Source organism: Nitratireductor arenosus (assembly GCF_009742725.1).
In the GTDB taxonomy this organism is placed as follows: domain Bacteria; phylum Pseudomonadota; class Alphaproteobacteria; order Rhizobiales; family Rhizobiaceae; genus Mangrovimarina; species Mangrovimarina arenosa.
Map to the genome: position 1 here is coordinate 307,627 of NZ_WPHG01000002.1, position 16,268 is coordinate 323,894.

Below are 16,268 nucleotides of genomic sequence, written 5' to 3' on the forward strand. Positions count from 1 at the left end.
CGGACAAGGGCGTCAGTCGTTCAGGGCGGTGGCAATCTCACCACCAGCCCGCCGATCCGGCATGGGCGAAGACCATGTGTAGCACGGCGCCGGCCGAGGCGATGACGAGGCCGATCACGACCAGGGAAGCGATGCCGACAATGACGGCGATGGCAAACAAGATGCCGTCGCGCTCCGACATGGCCAGTCCGATGAGCGCGGTGGCGAAGGCGGGCAGCCAGTTGCCGAGCGGCACCGGTAAAACGACGGCGATCGCCAGGATCAGCGCTACCACGCCGATCACGCGGTCGCCCCGGCGACGCCAGAACGGCCAGTAGCGCGGCCGGATCAGGGTCTCGAGCCGTACCATGCGTGGAATCAGTCGTTCCGACAGCGCCCGAAACTGCGCCTGGCTCAGCGATTTGCGCATCAGGAAGCGTGGCAGCCAGGCCGTGCTGCTGCCGGCCACCATCTGCACCGACACGATGATCAGCGGCGCGCCCAGGATGACGGAGGCGCCGGGCGGCAGCGGCAGCAGGTTGAAGGCGGCGAAAAACACCAGCAGGGCCGCGAAGGAGCGGTCGCCGAGCGCGTCGCGGATCTGGCCGATGGTGATCGGGCCGTCCGCTTCCGCGGCAAGCCTGGCAAAGACTTCCGACAGCCGACGCGGGCGTCTGCGGCGCACGGGCCGCGGTTCCACCGCCATGTCGCTAAAGGTGTCCATGTTCCGTTTTTGTCCGTGGCGCTTTCACCGCCGGCTGTTTCCTACGCCCCACCACCCAGCATAGGCCGGGAGCGGTTAACCCATTGTGACGGTGCTGCAATAACGGCTGCGCACGCCATTCACCAGCCTGTCCTTAACGGCCTAATTCGACCATGTCGCGCCTTGTGTCACGACATGGCGCGCGAAACTCTTATACATTGTGCCTCGCCATGCCGACATTAACGGGGGGCGGGACGAGCGCCAGCGTCAACGCTCCGCCGCGGGCAGGGTGAATACAGGGAAGAAGACGCATCGCATGCATGGTGTCCGTTGCGGAGGAGCGATCGGATAGACCCAGAATTCGGCGCTTTCGAGACGGGGCGATCTTTCAGCACTGCTCGCGGCCGGCCCGTTGCCGTTGGCGCAAGGGCGCCTGCGCAGGCTCGTCGCGCTACCGCGGCGCGGGCAACGAGGATTTGACGATTTGCGACTTTCCCGACAAGACAGCACAGGTTGAGGACGAAGCGGTTGCGTCATGGCTGAAGACTGGAACGATTACGCGGACGGCTGGGATGACAGCAGCGATGTCAGGCTCTATGCCGACCGCGCCTTTGCCTCTTTGGTCTCGACCGTGGACATACGCGCTCCGGTCTGGAAATCGAAACGGGTCCTCGATTTTGGATGCGGGACCGGTTTGCTGGCCGAAAAAGTCGCGCCTTATGTTGGCGGCCTGATCGCCGTGGATACTTCGGACAAAATGATCGCGGTGCTGGAGAGGAAGAAACTCGACCGTGTGAGTGCTCTTTGCGGCGACATTTTCGACGACGCTTTGCGCGCGCGCATCGGGCCTTCGGGTTTCGATCTGATTTATGCGTCCTCCGTATGCGGTTTTTTGCCCGATTACGAAAAGACGGTCGTTTCGCTCGCTCGACTGCTTAAGCCCGGGGGGCGGTTTGTCCAATGGGATTGGCTGGCATCGGGCGATGACGGCACGGGGCTGACGATGGGTCGGATTGAGCGCGCGCTCGGCAAGGCCGGATTGCAGTCCGTACAAGCCGGACGGGCGTTCTCCATGGCGGCGAACGGTACGGATCTGCCCGTTCTGATTGGCGTTGGAACGACCCGGAGCCGTTCGTCTTTGGACTGAATCGTTTGATTGCCGGGATGTCACGGTCCGGCAGCGCGCGGAACCGGACGTCCCCCTCATCGGCTATCCGTCGTTCAAGCCTACCGGACCGGCCGGGGCGTAAGCCGCCCCAAGCGCTTCGGGAAGCTCGCCATAGCCGGTCGCGCGCCGTTCATAGGCCAGACCGAGCATTTGTGCCGCCCGCTCGGCAACCCGGTCGAGGGCGGGATCGTCGGTCTGGGCGAGATAGACCACCTTTTCGTAATTGCCGAAAAAGTCGTTTATCAGCTCGGGGTGGCGGTCGAGACCGAGCGGCTTCAGGAAGAAGGTCTCGAAATGGCGGCACAGAAAATCCGTCATATAAAAGGCCGTCATGTCGCCGTCGGCGATCGTCTCGAAGGCGGCTAACCCCTGGTAGACGGCGAAGCAATGCGGTCCGGCCAGCCGCTCGACGCCGTGTTTGGCGCACACTTTGTCAAGCAGTCCCCCCGTGCCGCAATCGGCATAACCGACGAAGATGTGACGGTAGCCGTCGGCCTTGGCCTTTTCGATGGCGCTGTCCATCGCGGCGGGGATGCGGTCGGGATAATAATGGAGTTCGGCCGGCAGGCAGGTGAGTTCGAGATGTGTGAGGCCAAGCTGTTGTTTGACCGCAAGGATTTCGCGGGCGATCATGCCACACCCGATCACCAGCATGCTTTGCGTCTGGGAAGATTGGGAGTGATGGCCCGTCATGTTACGATCCTGCTTCGGTTCATTCCACCTTTGGGAAAGGCAACGCCGTGACCAAGTTCATCGCCTCCTTGACCGTCCTGCTGACGCTGGTCGGCGGCCTGGCCGTTTCCGGCTGCGCGACGCCTGGGCAATATGTCGACGGTGGCGGCGACTGACCGGCGCCGTATCCGCGCGGGTCAGGCCGAGGCGCGGATATTGTGCTTGCGCTTGATCATATCCTTGGCCGTTTCGACCGTCACCGCGGCGTCGCGGCAATAGGCGTCGGCGCCGACCGCCTTGCCGAAATCCTCGTTGAGTGGCGCGCCGCCCACCAGAACGATGAAATCGTCGCGAATGCCTTTTTCCTTCATCGCGTCGATCACGACCTTCATGTAAGGCATGGTGGTGGTCAAAAGCGCCGACATGCCGAGAATGTCCGGCTTTTCGGTTTCCAGCGCCTCGAGATATTTTTCCACCGGATTGTTGATGCCGAGATCGACCACGTCGAACCCGGCGCCTTCCATCATCATGCCGACGAGGTTCTTGCCGATGTCGTGGATGTCGCCCTTGACGGTGCCGATCACCATCTTGCCCTGCTTGGGCGCGCCGGTGGCGGCAAGCAGCGGGCGCAGGATGAACATGCCGGCCTTCATCGCGTTGGCCGATAACAGGACCTCCGGTACGAACAGGATCCCGTCGCGGAAATCCTCGCCGACGATGCGCATGCCTTCAACCAGTGCCTCGGTGAGCACCTTGTAGGGCAGCCAGCCGCGATCGAGAAGGATACGGGTTCCTTCCTCGATCTCCTCCTTCAGACCGTCATAAAGGTCGTCGTGCATCTGCTGCACGAGCTCGTCGTCGTCGAGTTCGGAGAGGATGATTTCATCATCGGACATCGGCGCCTCCCAAAGGTGCGAACCGGCAATGACAGGCGACCGGCACACCCATCATGTGTATTCGCCATGGCCGGCCGACGCATAGCCGAATTGCGACGTTCGCCAATACGAAAGCGACTGAATTTTTTACCGCTTTCCTGTCGATTTTGCGACAGCACTTGGCGTTTGCGGGACGGTTTGGCCAAGGCCGATGAATACGATCCGCTCAAGGGGCCGGATCCGCCGCGCAAGTCAGCGTCGGCCGGCCCGCAACCACTTTCGGGAAGACAGTCGATGGTCGAGAATCTGGCAGTCGAGCAGGAAGCCGGCGCATCACGGCGCGCCCGCGGTGATCGCGGCGGCGCGGCGGCGCGCAGGGCGGCGCGTTCCGGCGGCGGGCCCGGTGCCCAGCAGGCCTTCATCCACCGCAAAATCCGGCCCTACGAGGTGCTGGACGAGGAAGGACTGGCGCTGATCGAGGCCAATGCCGACCAGGTGCTGGAAGAGATCGGCATCGAGTTCCGCGACGACGCCGAGGCGCTGCAGTTATGGCGGGAGGCCGGCGCCGAGGTGAAGGGCGAGCGCGTGCATTTTCCCAAAGGACTGTGCCGCTCGCTTTTGAAGAGCGCGCCGTCCGTGTTCACCCAGCATGCCCGCAATCCGGAGCGCTCGGTCGAGATCGGCGGCGACGCGACCGTGTTCGCGCCCGTCTACGGCCCGCCTTTCGTGCGCGACCTCGACGGCAAGCGCCGCTATGCCACGATCGAGGATTTCCGCAATTTCGTGAAGCTCGCCTATCTCGCGCCGTCGATCCACCATTCCGGCGGCACGGTGTGCGAGCCGGTCGACGTGCCGGTCAACAAGCGCCATCTCGACATGATACTGGCGCATATGACCTTGTCCGACAAACCCTTCATGGGCTCTGTGACCGCGCCGGAACGGGCGCAGGACACGGTCGAGATGTGCAAGATTCTGTTCGGGGCCGAGTTCGTCGACAACAACACCGTCGTCATCAATCTGATCAACGCCAATTCGCCGATGGTGTTCGACGAGACCATGCTGGGCGCTGCCAAGGTCTATGCCCGCAACAACCAGGCGACGATCATCACCCCCTTCATCCTGGCCGGAGCGATGAGCCCGGTGACGGTTGCCGGCACGCTGACCCAGGTGCTGGCCGAGGTGCTGGCGGGCGCGGCCTTCACCCAACTCGTGCGCCCGGGTGCGCCGGTGGTGTTCGGCACCTTCGCCTCGTCGATCTCGATGCAGTCCGGCGCGCCGACCTTCGGCACGCCGGAGCCTTCGCTGGTCTCCTACGGCGCGGCGCAATTGGCGCGCCGGCTCGGCCTGCCCTTCCGTACCGGCGGGTCGCTGTGCGCGTCCAAGGTGCCGGACGCGCAGGCGGCCTATGAAAGCGCCAACACGCTCAACGCGACGCTGCTTGCCGGCACCAATTTCGTGCTTCATTCTGCCGGCTGGCTCGAGGGAGGGCTGGCCTCCTGCTACGAAAAATTCGTCATGGACGTCGACCAGCTCGGCATGGCGCAAAAGCTCGCGACCGGGGTCGACCTGTCGGAGAACGGCCAAGCCTTGGACGCGATCCGAGAGGTTGGACCGGGCAGCCACTATCTCGGCTGCGCGCACACCCAGGCCAATTTCCAGACCGCCTTCTACCGCTCCTCAATCGCCGACAACAACTCCTTCGAGCAATGGCAGGCCGAGGGTGAAAAGACCGCACCGCAGCGCGCCAACGGGCTTGCCCGGCGCTGGCTGGACAGCTACGAGGCGCCGGGTCTCGATCAGGGTATCGCTGACGGGTTGAACGATTTCGTGGCCAAGAAGAAGGAGTCGATGCCCGACGCCTTCACGTGAAAGAAGCCCGAGGACGGCCGGGCTAAAGTGGCCGACATCATCCACAAGGAAGTCTGGCGCTCCGCCATCAAGGGGCCGGACGGAGGGTAGGCGTGCGCGCGAAGCGGCCGGTACGGGAGCTGTTGCCGGGCATTGCTGTGCGCGTGCGGTGATGGCTGCCGCGACAATGCCCGAAAATCTGGCGGACGCGCTTGCCGCGCATGGGCTGATGGCGCGCGGCGGCTTCGTCTTCGACGATGACGAGGCGGCGCCGGCCGGGCCATCGGGTGCCGCCGCGGGAGCTGTGGTGCTGGTCGGCCATGCCGGTTCGACCATCTGGCCGCATTTTTCGCGCTGGCTCGCCGACCAGCCGGCAAATCTGGCCGATCCGCTCGATTGCTGGTCGCGCGAAACGATCGGCGCCATCGCCGGCAGGTTTACGGCGCGGGCGGTGTTTCCGTTCGAAAAGCCCTTTCTGCCGTTCCAGCGCTGGGCGATGCGCGCCGAGGGGCTGAAGCCGTCGCCGCTCGGCATCCTGATCCATCCCGAATACGGGCTGTGGCACGCCTATCGCGGGGCGCTGCTGTTTGAGACGCAGGTGGCGGAGGCTCGTCCTCATGCGCTGAGTCACGCCTGTGATGCATGTGCCGAAAAACCCTGTCTTTTCGTCTGTCCGGCCGATGCGGTTTCGTCGGTCCGGCACGACCACGCCGCCTGTCTTGCCCATCTGCGCTCCGGCCGGGGCGGCGCCTGCATGGGCGGCGGCTGCCTGGCACGCCTTGCCTGTCCGGTCGGGGCCGGCTGGCGTTATGACGACGCCCAGCAGACTTTCCACATGCGTACATTTGCGGGCGCGCCGGTCGATCGATAAGACCGGCCGCATAGCGCGCGGCCGGCGTGGCGCTACCGCGGCAGGCCGGCCTTTTTCAACCCGTCGACGAAGCGGGTCCAATCCGACGGATCCTTGTAGGGCAGGACCCGTTCCTTCTGCTCCAGCGAATAATGCGGATTGACCTCGAACACTTCGTCCCACAGCCGGCGCGCATCGTCGGCGCGGCCGAGATGGCCGTAGGCGGCGGCGAGCATGGTGCGGGAGAGATCGGTGTTCGGTTGTCTAAGGATGCGCTCGCGCAGATACCGCGCCGCCGTTTCGTAGTCGCCCTTCATAAAATAGGCGTGGCCGAGGAAATGCAGCCACATGTCTGGATAAAGCGGGTCGAGACGGATCGCTTTTTCCAGGTTTTCGACCGCGGCGTCGGCGTCGTGCATATAGACCAGCATGTTGCCGCGAGTGGCCAGCAGTTCCGCGTCGTTGGGTGCCAGCGCCGTTGCGCGGCCCAGTTCCGTGCAGGCCTCGTCGAGACGGCGCTTCCACAACAGCGCGACTGCGTATGCGCGGCTCGCAAGAGGATCGTTCGTATCGAGATCGACCGCCTTTTGAGCCATCTCAAGCCCGTAGTCGAGCGATGCATCCGGATCGGGCGGCCAAGCGTTGGTGTAGGCCATGATGTGGGCGAAGGCGAGGCCGACATGGGGCGCCACGAAGCGGGGGTCCATCGCGCGCGCGCGCTCGAACATGGCTACCGCTTCTTCCATATTGGCGTGGTCGACACCGGCCATGAGCTTTTCGCGGCCACGCAAGGCCAGGTCGTAAGCCTCGACATTCGCGGACGGGGTGGTGCCGAGCCGGTCCTTCTCGCCGAGGTCGAGCCTGACCTTCAACTCGTCGACGATCGCCAGGGTGATCTCGTCCTGGATGGCGAAAATATCCTCCAGAACGCGGTCGTAGCGCTCGGCCCAGACATGGCCGCCGGTTGCGCCGTCGATCAGCTGCGCCGTCACCCGGACGCGGTTGCCGGCCTTGCGCACCGAACCTTCCAGAACGTGGCGCACGCCGAGTTCGCGCGCCACCTGCTTCACGTCGACGGCGCGGCCCTTGTAGGTGAAGGACGAGTTGCGGGCGATCACCATCAGCCGGGAAATTTTAGACAGATCGGTGATGATGTCCTCGGTGATGCCGTCGGAGAAATAATCCTGCTCGGCATCGCCGCTCATATTGTCGAACGGCAAAACGGCGATCGACGGCGCGCCGGCGATCACAAGGCGCCCGTCATCGCCGGCGTCGAGGGCGAGGCCTTTCGGGTTGACCGCATAGGTGCGCACCGGTTCGGCGATGTTCTTGACCTCGCGCAGACCGCGGTCCTCGAAATCGAGATCGAGCTTGTGGCGGACCTGATCGTAAACCGAGGCGGAAATGCAGATGCCGCCCGGCCGGGCGATGCCCTCGATCCTGGCGGCGACGTTGACGCCGTCGCCGAGCAGGTCGTCGCCCTCGACCACCACGTCGCCGAGATTGATGCCGATGCGCAGGCGCATCGGCTCGGCCTCGGCTCCGGAGGTTTCGGCGGCGATCGCATCCTGGACGTCGACGGCGTACTGGACCGCGTCGACCGCGCTCGGGAATTCGGCCAGCAAGCCGTCGCCGGTCGATTTGACCAGCCGACCGCCATATTCGGCGAGCCTGGGATCGAGCAGATCCTTGCGCAGATGCATCAGTCGCGACAGCGTTGTCGCCTCGTCGGCGCGTATCATCCGGCTATATCCGACGACATCGGCAACCAGGATGGCGGCTAGCCGGCGCTGCACGCGGTGCTGGCTCACGGGGTGGGCCTTTCCATGGCTTGCGATTCTGTCCAAAATTATCGGGCGCTCCAGGCAAAGTCCATTGGCCGAACGGGCAGGCGGGGCCGTGATGCCAGACCGATCGCGGGGCCGCGACGGCGTTTGGGGATTGGCCGCGGGGGTGTCGCCTATGTGGTCGTGGCGAACAGGTTTCACAAGGGCGGAGGACAGAGCTGGTGACATCGAGCGAACGCGAGCGGATGCAGTCGGGTGATTGGTATCGCTGCGTCGATCCGGAACTGGACGACCTGCGCGCGGCGGCGCGGGCCGCCGTGCATGCGCACAACACCGCCCATCCCGGCGTGCGCGGGGCGCTGGCGCCGGCGCTCGGCGCGCTTTTCGGGCGGCTGGGCGACAATGTCATGATCGAGGCGCCGTTCCACTGCGCCTACGGGCTCAACCTGTTCATCGGCGACCGCGTCTATTTCAACACGGGCTGCGTGATCCTCGACACGGCGCGGGTCACGATCGGCGCCGGTACGATGTTCGGCCCGTCGGTCCATATTTATTGCGCCGACCACCACCGCGACCCGGTTCTGCGCGGGCAGGGCCTGGAACGGGCACTGCCGGTCGGGATCGGCAGCGATGTCTGGGTCGGCGGCGGGGCGATCATCCTGCCCGGCGTGACGATCGGCGACGGCGCGATCGTCGGCGCCGGCGCGGTGGTGACCGGCGATGTCGCGGCCGGCGTCACGGTCGCGGGCAATCCGGCGCGGCCGCGCTGACGGGTTTCGACCGCGGGGCGCGCGTTGACGTCCTGGCTTTTGCCGCGTTCGTCTCGCTTGCGTGTCCGGCGAGGACGATCAGCATGGCCAGGAGACAAAAACCGGCCCGCGCCGTGTTCCAGCCTGTCCAGGACGCGGAATAGGACTGCCAGGTGTCGGCCGCCGGCATCTCGCCGCCGACATGCGGGAAGGCGGCAAGCGCCTCGTTCAGCGGCACATTGACGAGAACGGTCGGCGCCATCGCGCCGGCCAGATAGACCAGCGCGGCCAGGGCGGCTGAAAGCGCTGTCATTCCAACCCCCGCGCGCCAGTACAGGGCCGCGGCGGCGGCCGTCACGACGGGCGTCAGGAAGAAGCTTGCGAAAAACACCGGATTGCGGATGGCGCGGTTGATTTCCTGCATCGCCTCGATTGCCGCGGCCGGGCGCGCCGCGTCGAGCCCCGGCATGACGCTGACGGAAAAGGCGTAGAAAAAGCCGGCCATCGTCCCGTTCAACAATGTGGCGAGGACGAGGGCGGTCTTCGCACTGGTCTCGCTCATGGCCGCTCGCTCCGGCCGCCGCGGCGCAGGGCGGTGCCCAATCGGATCGCGATGACGGCGACGGCGATCTCGGCCGCGAGCACGGCGGGCCAGATCTTCGCGATCGACGGATCGACCCATTTTTGCGGACCGAAGGAGACAAGCGCCAGAAGGGCCGCCAGGAGAGCGAGAGCGGAGCCGGCGCGGCAGCGTTCGTCGGTTAGCAACAGGGCGGCCAGCGCCGCCGAAATCGCCACGGCGAGAAACGGCGCCATGCCGAACAGCACGATTTCGGCGGGCGGATGCGGCGGCGTGCGGGCGAACAAGGCCCAAAGCATTACCGTTTGCAGGGTGATCAAGACGGCGAGCGCGGCGCGTGTCGGGGTGGCGGAAGCGTCGATCGGCATGGGAACTCCTTTTTCCGTATAGACGTGTACGATTTGACAAAGGCGTATTCCCATGTACGGATATTGTCAAGTCGGGCATGGAGTGGAACGTGCGAACGGAACGGCAGGAGGCGCGGCAGCGTGAGATCGAGGCGGCCGCCTACGAGGTGCTGGCCGAGAAGGGCTACAAGGCAACCTCGATGCTGGCGGTCGCCAAATGGGCGGCGGCATCGAACGAGACGCTTTATCGCTGGTACGGCAGCAAGCAGGCGCTGTTTGCCGCCCTGGTGGAGGCGAACGCGCGCGCCGTGCGCAAGCGGCTGAGCCGAAGCCTAGAGGACGGCGACGATGCCCTTGCCACGCTCGGGCGGATCGGGCCGCTGCTTGTCGAACTCGTCGCCGGCGACAGGGCGGTCGCGCTCAATCGTGCCGCCGTTGGCGATGTCGACGAGACCGCCACGCTCGGGCCGACGATTGCCGCCAGCGGCCGTGCGGCGGTCGTGCCATTGCTCGAACGGCTGATGCAAAAGGCGATCGACGCCCGGGAATTGGTGGACACGGACGCGGCCGAGGCGGCGGAGATCTATGTCCGCCTGCTGATCGGCGACCTTCAGATCCGTCGCGTGATCGGCGTGCTGCATGCCCCCTCGCGGCAGGAAGCGGAAACTCGCGCCGCGGCCGCGTTGGGGCTTTTTCTCCGGCTCTTCGGCCCATCGCCGCTACGCTGAGGCGAGGGGATTTTCGTCCTTTCCGGAAATCCGGTCGGATTTTTTCGCGCCTGACCCAAGGAATGGCTGGATTGCATCGTCAAACGGACAAATGATGGCGCTGATGCTTGCCGGCAACGATAGTGAGGACGACAAACTGGTCGCGCGCGCGCGCGGCGGCGACCGGGCCGCGTTCGCGCGGCTTGTCGAGCGGCATTACGACTTCATCTACCGGGTCGCCTACCGTCGCATCGGGCGGCAGGCCGACGCCGAGGATATCGCCCAGGATGTGTGCGTGCGGCTCGGCAAGGCGATCGCGGGCTTTCGCGGCGAGGGCCGGCTTACCACCTGGCTGTACACGCTCACTCTTAACGCGGCACGCGACCATGCCCGCAAGGCATCGCGCGAGCACGTCAAGGCGGCGGCCTATGCCGTTCACGCCCTGAGCGAGGCGGCGATCGCCGACAGTTCGGACGACGCGACCGAGGCGTTGTGGGAAGCGGTGCGGCGCCTGCCGGCCAAGCAGTGCGAGGCGGTGCTTCTGGTCTACGGCGAGGGCCTGTCGCACGAGCGGGCCTCCGATGTGATGGGATGTGCGGAGGCGACCGTCTCCTGGCACATCCACGAAGCGAAAAAGCGGCTCAAGGTCCTGATGGCGGACCGGGCCGGGGAAGGCTGATCATGGCCAAGGACGAACTGGACATCTTGCGCACGGCGCGCACTCCTAAACCCGACGCGGCGGCGCGCGACAGGGCGCTTTCGGCCGCTTTGACGTCGTTCGACGAAAATTTTGCGACCGCACCCCAAGGATCGGCCGATAGGCGGCGTCAAAGCTCCGGAACACGAAAAATCTGGAGCCGCATCATGGACCGCAAATTCCTTTCCACGCCCGCCATCGCCAGCCTGCTGGTTCTGCCGGTCGCCGGCTACGCCACCTATTATCTGGTGAATGACGGTCCGTTCGCGTTGCGCCAGGACACGGCCGTCCAGGAGACGGGCGGCGGCCTGCTTGGCCTTAACGATGAAAAGGCCGGCGAGGACGATCGTTCGCTTGCCTTCGAGCCGGCGCCGGCCAGCCCGCGCGAGGAGGCCGAAATCGCGCTCGATTCGACCATGTCCGCGCCGCCGGTCGGCACGTTGCAGACGCTCGGGGGCGGGACGCGCGACCTGCGCGGCGGCGCGAACGCGCTGGCCAAGAAGCGTTATGCCGCGCCGCCGTCGCCTTCGGTGGTGGCGGCACCCGACGTCATGCCGCTTCCGGCCGAAGACCGCGACCGGCTTGAAGCCTTCGACACCAACCCGGTCAGGTCGGCGTTGGAAAATCCGGTCTCGACATTTTCGATCGATGTCGACACCGCGTCCTACGCCTTCACCCGCGCGACTTTGAAAAACGGCGCGCTGCCGCAGGCCGACACGGTGCGGGTCGAGGAGATGATCAACTATTTCAACTATGACTGGCCGGGGCCGCAGAACGCGGAAACGCCGTTCAATTCGACCATAACGGTGATGCCGACGCCCTGGAACGATCACACCAAGCTGATGCATGTGGCGATCAAGGGCTACGACGTGGCGCCGGCGGCGGAGCCGAAATCGAACCTGGTGTTCCTGATCGACACCTCGGGCTCGATGAACGCGCCCGACAAGCTGCCGCTTTTGAAGTCGGCCTTCCGGCTTCTGGTCGAGCGCATGGATGGCGACGACACGATCTCGATCGTGACCTATGCCGGCAGCGCGGGAACCGTACTGGAACCGACCAGGGGATCGGAGAAGGCCAAGATACTGGGTGCGCTCGACCGGCTCGGCGCCGGCGGCTCGACCGCCGGCGAGGCGGGACTGCGCGAGGCCTACCGGCTGGCCCAGGAGAGCTTTGTCGAGGGTGGCGTCAATCGGGTGATGCTGGCGACCGACGGCGATTTCAATGTCGGCCAGAGCTCGGACGAGGATCTCAAGCGGCTGATTGAGGCCAAGCGCCGGTCGGGCGTGTTCCTGTCGGTGTTCGGTTTCGGCCGCGGCAATTACAACGACCAGATGATGCAGACCATCGCCCAGAACGGCAACGGCACCGCCGCCTATATCGACACGCTGGCGGAGGCGGAAAAGACGCTGGTGCAGGAGGCGAGCTCGACGCTGTTTTCGATCGCCAAGGACGTCAAGATCCAGGTCGAGTTCAATCCCGACGCGGTCGCCGAATACCGGTTGATCGGCTACGAGACCCGGGCGCTGAAGCGCGAGGATTTCAACAATGACCGGGTCGACGCCGGCGATATCGGCTCCGGCCACGCCGTGACCGCGATCTACGAGATCACCCCGAAGGGCAGCCCGGCGCAGATGATCGACGATCTGCGTTATGGCGAGGCCAAGGTCGACAACGATGCCGGCATCGCCAATGCGGACGAATATGCCTTCGTCAAGATCCGCTACAAGCTGCCGGACGAGGATGTGTCCAAGCTGATCGAGACGCCGGTGACGGCGGCCAACGAGATCGACCGGCTCGGCGCGGCTACCGACGACCAGCGCTTTTCGGTCGCCGTTGCCGCCTTCGGCCAGAAACTGCGCGATGCGGACCAGACCGCCGATTTCGGCTACGACCGCATCCTTGAAATCGCCACCGCCGCGCGCGGCGCCGACCCGTTCGGCTACCGCGCGGAGTTCCTCCAGCTCGTGCGCCTGGCCTCGGCGCTCGATGCCTCCAAGCGGTGAGGGCGATCGGGACGCCGTTTGCATGCTGCAATGGCTTGGGGCAGCAACCCGGCGTTCCTTTGGGCGGGTGAGGCAGGCCGGCGGGATTTTACTCCCGCCGGCCTTTTTCGCTGGCAAGAGGGTCGGCTTGAGCGCGCAGAACGGCGTATCAGCCGCGGGCGCGGCGGCGTTCCCTGCGCCCCTCGGTGCTGCCGGCCTGCCCGCTCTGGTCGGCGGTCTTGTTGCGCAACGGGCCGATGCGCGCCACCACCTCATCCACGCTCGGGCGTTCGGCGCGCTGATGCGCGTCCAGCGCGCGACGCATGGCGGCCAGGTGCTCGAAGGACGTCCCGCAGCAGCCGCCGATGATCTTTGCGCCACCGTCGACGGCGAGCCGCACATAATCGGCCATCAGCTCCGGCGTGCCGGAATAATGGATTTCAGAGCCGCGGAATTCGGGGATGCCGCAATTGCCCTTGACGATCACGGTCGCGGCCGGATCGGCTTCGGTGATGTCGAACAGCGAGGCCATGATGTCGGAGGCGCCGACGCCGCAATTGGCGCCGACCCCGAGCGGGGCTTCGGCGAGGCCCGAGGCGACGCCGTGAATGTCGCAGGGCGCAAGCCCCATCATGGTGCGGCCGGCGGTGTCGAAGGAGGCGGTGAAACTGTAGGGCAGGCCGACGCGGATCGCCGCCTCGGCGGCGGCGCGGATTTCGTCGGGGGAGGACATGGTCTCGATCCAGGCGATCTCGGCGCCGCCCGCCTTCAGCCCCTCGATCTGCTCGGCGAAAGCCTCCACCGCCTCCTCATAGGTCATCGCGCCAAGTGGCTGCAGCAGTTCGCCGGTCGGCCCGACCGAGCCGGCCACGATCACCCGCCGCTCGGCACTGTCGGCGACGGCGCGGGCGATCTCGGCCGCGCGCCGGTTCAACTCGAAGACGCGGTCCTCGGCCTGGTGCAATTTCAGCCGATGGCGGGTGCCGCCGAAGGAGTTGGTCAGGATGATGTCGGAACCGGCCTCGACGAAACCCCGGTGCAGGGCGGTGATCTTGTCGGGCTCGGTTTCGTTCCATAGCTCCGGCGCCTCGCCCGACAGAAGCCCCATGGCGAACAGGTTGGTGCCGGTGGCGCCGTCGGCGAGAAGCACGCCCTTTTCGGCGAGAAGGGCCTCGATCGGGTTGAGCATCGGTCGACTTTCGGGATGAAGGAACCTATATAACGATATAAAGAATTCCTTATATCGCGTCAATCGGGCCGGATCGCGGGCCAGCCAGCGCGGCCGCGTAGGCGGCGGCCTCGTGCGGGTTGATGATTGCGGCGCGGATCAGATTGTCGAAATGGCGTGTCAGCGTCTGGATCGCGGAGGTGGCGTTCAGGACCAGGTACATGTCGCCGGCGAAGATCGCGGCCCGGTAGGGACCGAAGATGGTATAGGGGATCGAATAACGCGCCAGCCCGTCATATAAAAACAGCCGGAAGGCGGGATAAAGCTCGTCGAGCAGGCGCGCCATGTGTTCGAGCTGGGCGCGACGCAGGCGCTCGGGAAATTCGTTCCACACGCCCATGCCGGCGGCGAAGATGTCGAGCATGTGGCGCGGCATGCACACTTCCATGTCGGTCTCCGGCCGGCGTGTGTAATCGATCCGGTACTGGGTCTCGTCATACTGGCTTTCGCGACTGCGGCTGGTGATGTTGGCCTCGTATTCGATCAGTGCGTCGGTGCGCAAAAGGTCGGGCAGGCCGGCCGGCACGTAACGGATCTTCGTGCCCGCCGCCTCGGCGTGCCATTTCGCCAGCAGCGTGCGGTCGAAGGCGCCGCCGCCTTCCTCGATCTCGAAAGTCTCGCGGATTTCGCCGGTCAGGCCCTCGTCCTGGCTGAGTCCCAATAGCCAATCGAGCGATACGCGATGGCGTTCGGCGATGTTCATCAGCGTCTCGGCGCGCGGCAGCCGGGTCGTGGCCCCGGAGAGAAGCTGCGACAGCGCCGAGCGATCGATGCCGATACCGGCGGCAAAGGCCGACTGGTTGGCGCCGGAGCGCTGCACCAGCGCTTTCAGCCGCTCGCGGAACTGTCCGGAAAGATCGCGCTTGTCCATGGCCGTTTCCCTCGTGCCCGTCGACGCCTCATCCACTCTCTTGTTTACATTAGTAAACACAAGGTAGGCAAGGTTCGCAAAATAAACATTTCGTGCGCGTTCTCGCATTGTCGGAAACGATTGCTACTGACATTTTCCTGTCAGGAACCGGGGCGTTCCGCATGAAAGGCAATTGACAAGGAATGGACAGGCAACGTGCTCGTGGTGGCTTCGGCGCCATCGAATGGCCGACTATGGCCCTCATCATCATCTGCCACGCTGCGTGGTTGGGCACCGGCATATTCATCTGGCCGGACTGGCCGATGACCGCGATCGCCATACTCGGGGTCGTGCTGGCGCTGCAGGCGTCGCTGATGCACGAGGTCTGCCACGGCCATCCCACCCGCAACGCGCGCGTCAACGAGGCGCTGGTCTTCCTGCCGCTCGGGCTGGTGTGGCCCTATCGGCGCTTTCGGTCGATCCATCTGCGCCACCATGCCGACGAGCGGCTGACCGATCCTTTCGACGACCCCGAAAGCTATTACCGGGCCTTGTGGCGCTATGAGGCGATGCCGGCGGCGATGAAGCTCATCCTGCGGATCAACAACACCATGGTCGGGCGCGTGCTGCTCAATCCCTGGCTCGGCAGTCTCGGCTTTTTCATCACCGAAGCCGGGCTGATGCTGCGCGGGGCCCGCGCGGTGCGTCGAGCCTGGCTGTTGCATGCGGCGGGGCTGGTGATCGTGGCGCCGGTGATCGTGTTCGTTTTCGAGATGCCGCTCTGGCTTTACATCGTCGGTCCGGTGTGGATCGGCCAGGCGCTGATTTCGGTCAGAACCTATGCGGAGCACCAATGGTCGGAGCGGCCCGACGGGCGCACCATCATCGTCGAGCGCTCGCCGCTGGCGCTGCTTTTTCTCAACAACAATCTGCACCTCGTCCACCACACGCTGCCGCAGGCGCCGTGGTACCGGCTGCCGCGCCTGTTTGCCGAACGGCGCCGAGAATGGATCGCCCGCAACGAGGGCTATGTGTTCGCCAATTATTTCGCACTGTTCCGCAGCTTCGCCTTCCGAGCGAAGGAGCCGGTCGCCCACCCGGTGCTGCGCCGGGCGCCCGAGCCGGGTCGCGCCTTTCGGCCGCGTCAGCGCAGTCGCGGTGTCGGCGGTATCGCCGGAACATCGCTGGTCCCGGCCAGGCCGCCGAAGGAATGAGTCTTTTCCAAGTCTTGCGCGCCGACCTTCGC

At 65.3% G+C, this 16,268-nt stretch carries 16 protein-coding genes; 8 read left to right on the plus strand and 8 right to left on the minus strand.

Features of this window, described 5'->3' with window-relative positions; translation table 11 throughout:
• Nucleotides 1–37: 37 nt before the first annotated feature.
• Nucleotides 38–703 (minus strand): exopolysaccharide biosynthesis protein, encoded by a 666-nt coding sequence (locus GN330_RS08405; protein WP_156712244.1) that lies wholly within the window; start codon nucleotides 701–703, stop codon nucleotides 38–40.
• A gap of 514 nt (nucleotides 704–1,217) precedes the next feature.
• Between GN330_RS08405 and GN330_RS08410 the strand changes: the two genes are divergently transcribed.
• Entirely contained in the window at nucleotides 1,218–1,829 is a 612-nt protein-coding gene (locus GN330_RS08410) for a class I SAM-dependent DNA methyltransferase (protein ID WP_156712245.1), read from the plus strand.
• Nucleotides 1,830–1,892: 63 nt separating this feature from the next.
• On the opposite strand, the gene GN330_RS08415 is transcribed toward GN330_RS08410, so the two are convergent.
• Entirely contained in the window at nucleotides 1,893–2,543 is a 651-nt protein-coding gene (locus GN330_RS08415; protein WP_156712246.1) for a DUF1638 domain-containing protein, read from the minus strand.
• Nucleotides 2,544–2,719: 176 nt separating this feature from the next.
• Nucleotides 2,720–3,418, minus strand: a complete 699-nt coding sequence (locus tag GN330_RS08420) for a corrinoid protein (protein WP_156712247.1) — start codon at nucleotides 3,416–3,418, stop codon at nucleotides 2,720–2,722.
• A 273-nt stretch (nucleotides 3,419–3,691) separates the two neighbouring features.
• On the opposite strand from GN330_RS08420, the gene GN330_RS08425 reads away from it, so the two are divergent.
• Nucleotides 3,692–5,266: a trimethylamine methyltransferase family protein gene (locus tag GN330_RS08425; RefSeq protein WP_156712248.1), complete on the plus strand. Its 1,575-nt coding sequence runs from the start codon at nucleotides 3,692–3,694 to the stop codon at nucleotides 5,264–5,266.
• Nucleotides 5,267–5,417: 151 nt separating this feature from the next.
• Nucleotides 5,418–6,116: a hypothetical protein gene (locus GN330_RS08430; protein ID WP_156712249.1), complete on the plus strand. Its 699-nt coding sequence runs from the start codon at nucleotides 5,418–5,420 to the stop codon at nucleotides 6,114–6,116.
• 32 nt (nucleotides 6,117–6,148) lie between these two features.
• Here GN330_RS08430 and GN330_RS08435 read toward each other — a convergent pair whose 3' ends face one another.
• Nucleotides 6,149–7,906 (minus strand): adenylate/guanylate cyclase domain-containing protein, encoded by a 1,758-nt coding sequence (locus GN330_RS08435; protein ID WP_343040453.1) that lies wholly within the window; start codon nucleotides 7,904–7,906, stop codon nucleotides 6,149–6,151.
• Between the two features lie 197 nt (nucleotides 7,907–8,103).
• Between GN330_RS08435 and GN330_RS08440 the strand changes: the two genes are divergently transcribed.
• Nucleotides 8,104–8,652, plus strand: coding sequence for a sugar O-acetyltransferase (locus tag GN330_RS08440; RefSeq protein ID WP_343040455.1), 549 nt, complete (start codon nucleotides 8,104–8,106; stop codon nucleotides 8,650–8,652).
• Here the strand turns inward: GN330_RS08440 and GN330_RS08445 are convergent.
• A complete protein-coding gene (locus GN330_RS08445) occupies nucleotides 8,618–9,193 on the minus strand; it encodes an anthrone oxygenase family protein (protein WP_197435096.1) in 576 nt (191 codons plus the stop codon). The genes GN330_RS08440 and GN330_RS08445 overlap by 35 nt on opposite strands.
• Nucleotides 9,190–9,579, minus strand: coding sequence for a hypothetical protein (locus GN330_RS08450; RefSeq protein WP_156712252.1), 390 nt, complete (start codon nucleotides 9,577–9,579; stop codon nucleotides 9,190–9,192). Before GN330_RS08450 ends, GN330_RS08445 begins: the two co-directional genes overlap by 4 nt.
• An 89-nt stretch (nucleotides 9,580–9,668) precedes the next feature.
• On the opposite strand from GN330_RS08450, the gene GN330_RS08455 reads away from it, so the two are divergent.
• The 3 genes from GN330_RS08455 to GN330_RS08465 all read left to right on the plus strand — a co-directional run bounded on the left by GN330_RS08455 (nucleotide 9,669) and on the right by GN330_RS08465 (nucleotide 12,965).
• Complete coding sequence (locus GN330_RS08455; RefSeq protein WP_197435097.1) at nucleotides 9,669–10,286, plus strand: TetR/AcrR family transcriptional regulator C-terminal domain-containing protein; 618 nt, start codon at nucleotides 9,669–9,671, stop codon at nucleotides 10,284–10,286.
• Nucleotides 10,287–10,380: 94 nt separating this feature from the next.
• Nucleotides 10,381–10,944: an RNA polymerase sigma factor gene (locus GN330_RS08460; protein ID WP_197435098.1), complete on the plus strand. Its 564-nt coding sequence runs from the start codon at nucleotides 10,381–10,383 to the stop codon at nucleotides 10,942–10,944.
• A 185-nt stretch (nucleotides 10,945–11,129) separates the two neighbouring features.
• Nucleotides 11,130–12,965 carry a vWA domain-containing protein gene (locus GN330_RS08465; RefSeq protein ID WP_425487158.1) on the plus strand — a complete coding sequence of 612 codons (1,836 nt, stop codon included), beginning with the start codon at nucleotides 11,130–11,132 and terminating at the stop codon, nucleotides 12,963–12,965.
• A gap of 148 nt (nucleotides 12,966–13,113) precedes the next feature.
• Here the strand turns inward: GN330_RS08465 and bmt are convergent, their stop codons facing one another.
• Both bmt and GN330_RS08475 read right to left on the minus strand, forming a co-directional pair.
• Nucleotides 13,114–14,133: a betaine--homocysteine S-methyltransferase gene (gene bmt, locus GN330_RS08470; protein WP_156712256.1), complete on the minus strand. Its 1,020-nt coding sequence runs from the start codon at nucleotides 14,131–14,133 to the stop codon at nucleotides 13,114–13,116.
• 49 nt (nucleotides 14,134–14,182) lie between these two features.
• Nucleotides 14,183–15,043, minus strand: a complete 861-nt coding sequence (locus GN330_RS08475; protein ID WP_156712257.1) for a helix-turn-helix domain-containing protein — start codon at nucleotides 15,041–15,043, stop codon at nucleotides 14,183–14,185.
• Between the two features lie 182 nt (nucleotides 15,044–15,225).
• Between GN330_RS08475 and GN330_RS08480 the strand changes: the two genes are divergently transcribed.
• Complete coding sequence (locus GN330_RS08480) at nucleotides 15,226–16,236, plus strand: fatty acid desaturase (RefSeq protein WP_156712258.1); 1,011 nt, start codon at nucleotides 15,226–15,228, stop codon at nucleotides 16,234–16,236.
• Nucleotides 16,237–16,268: the final 32 nt, after the last annotated feature.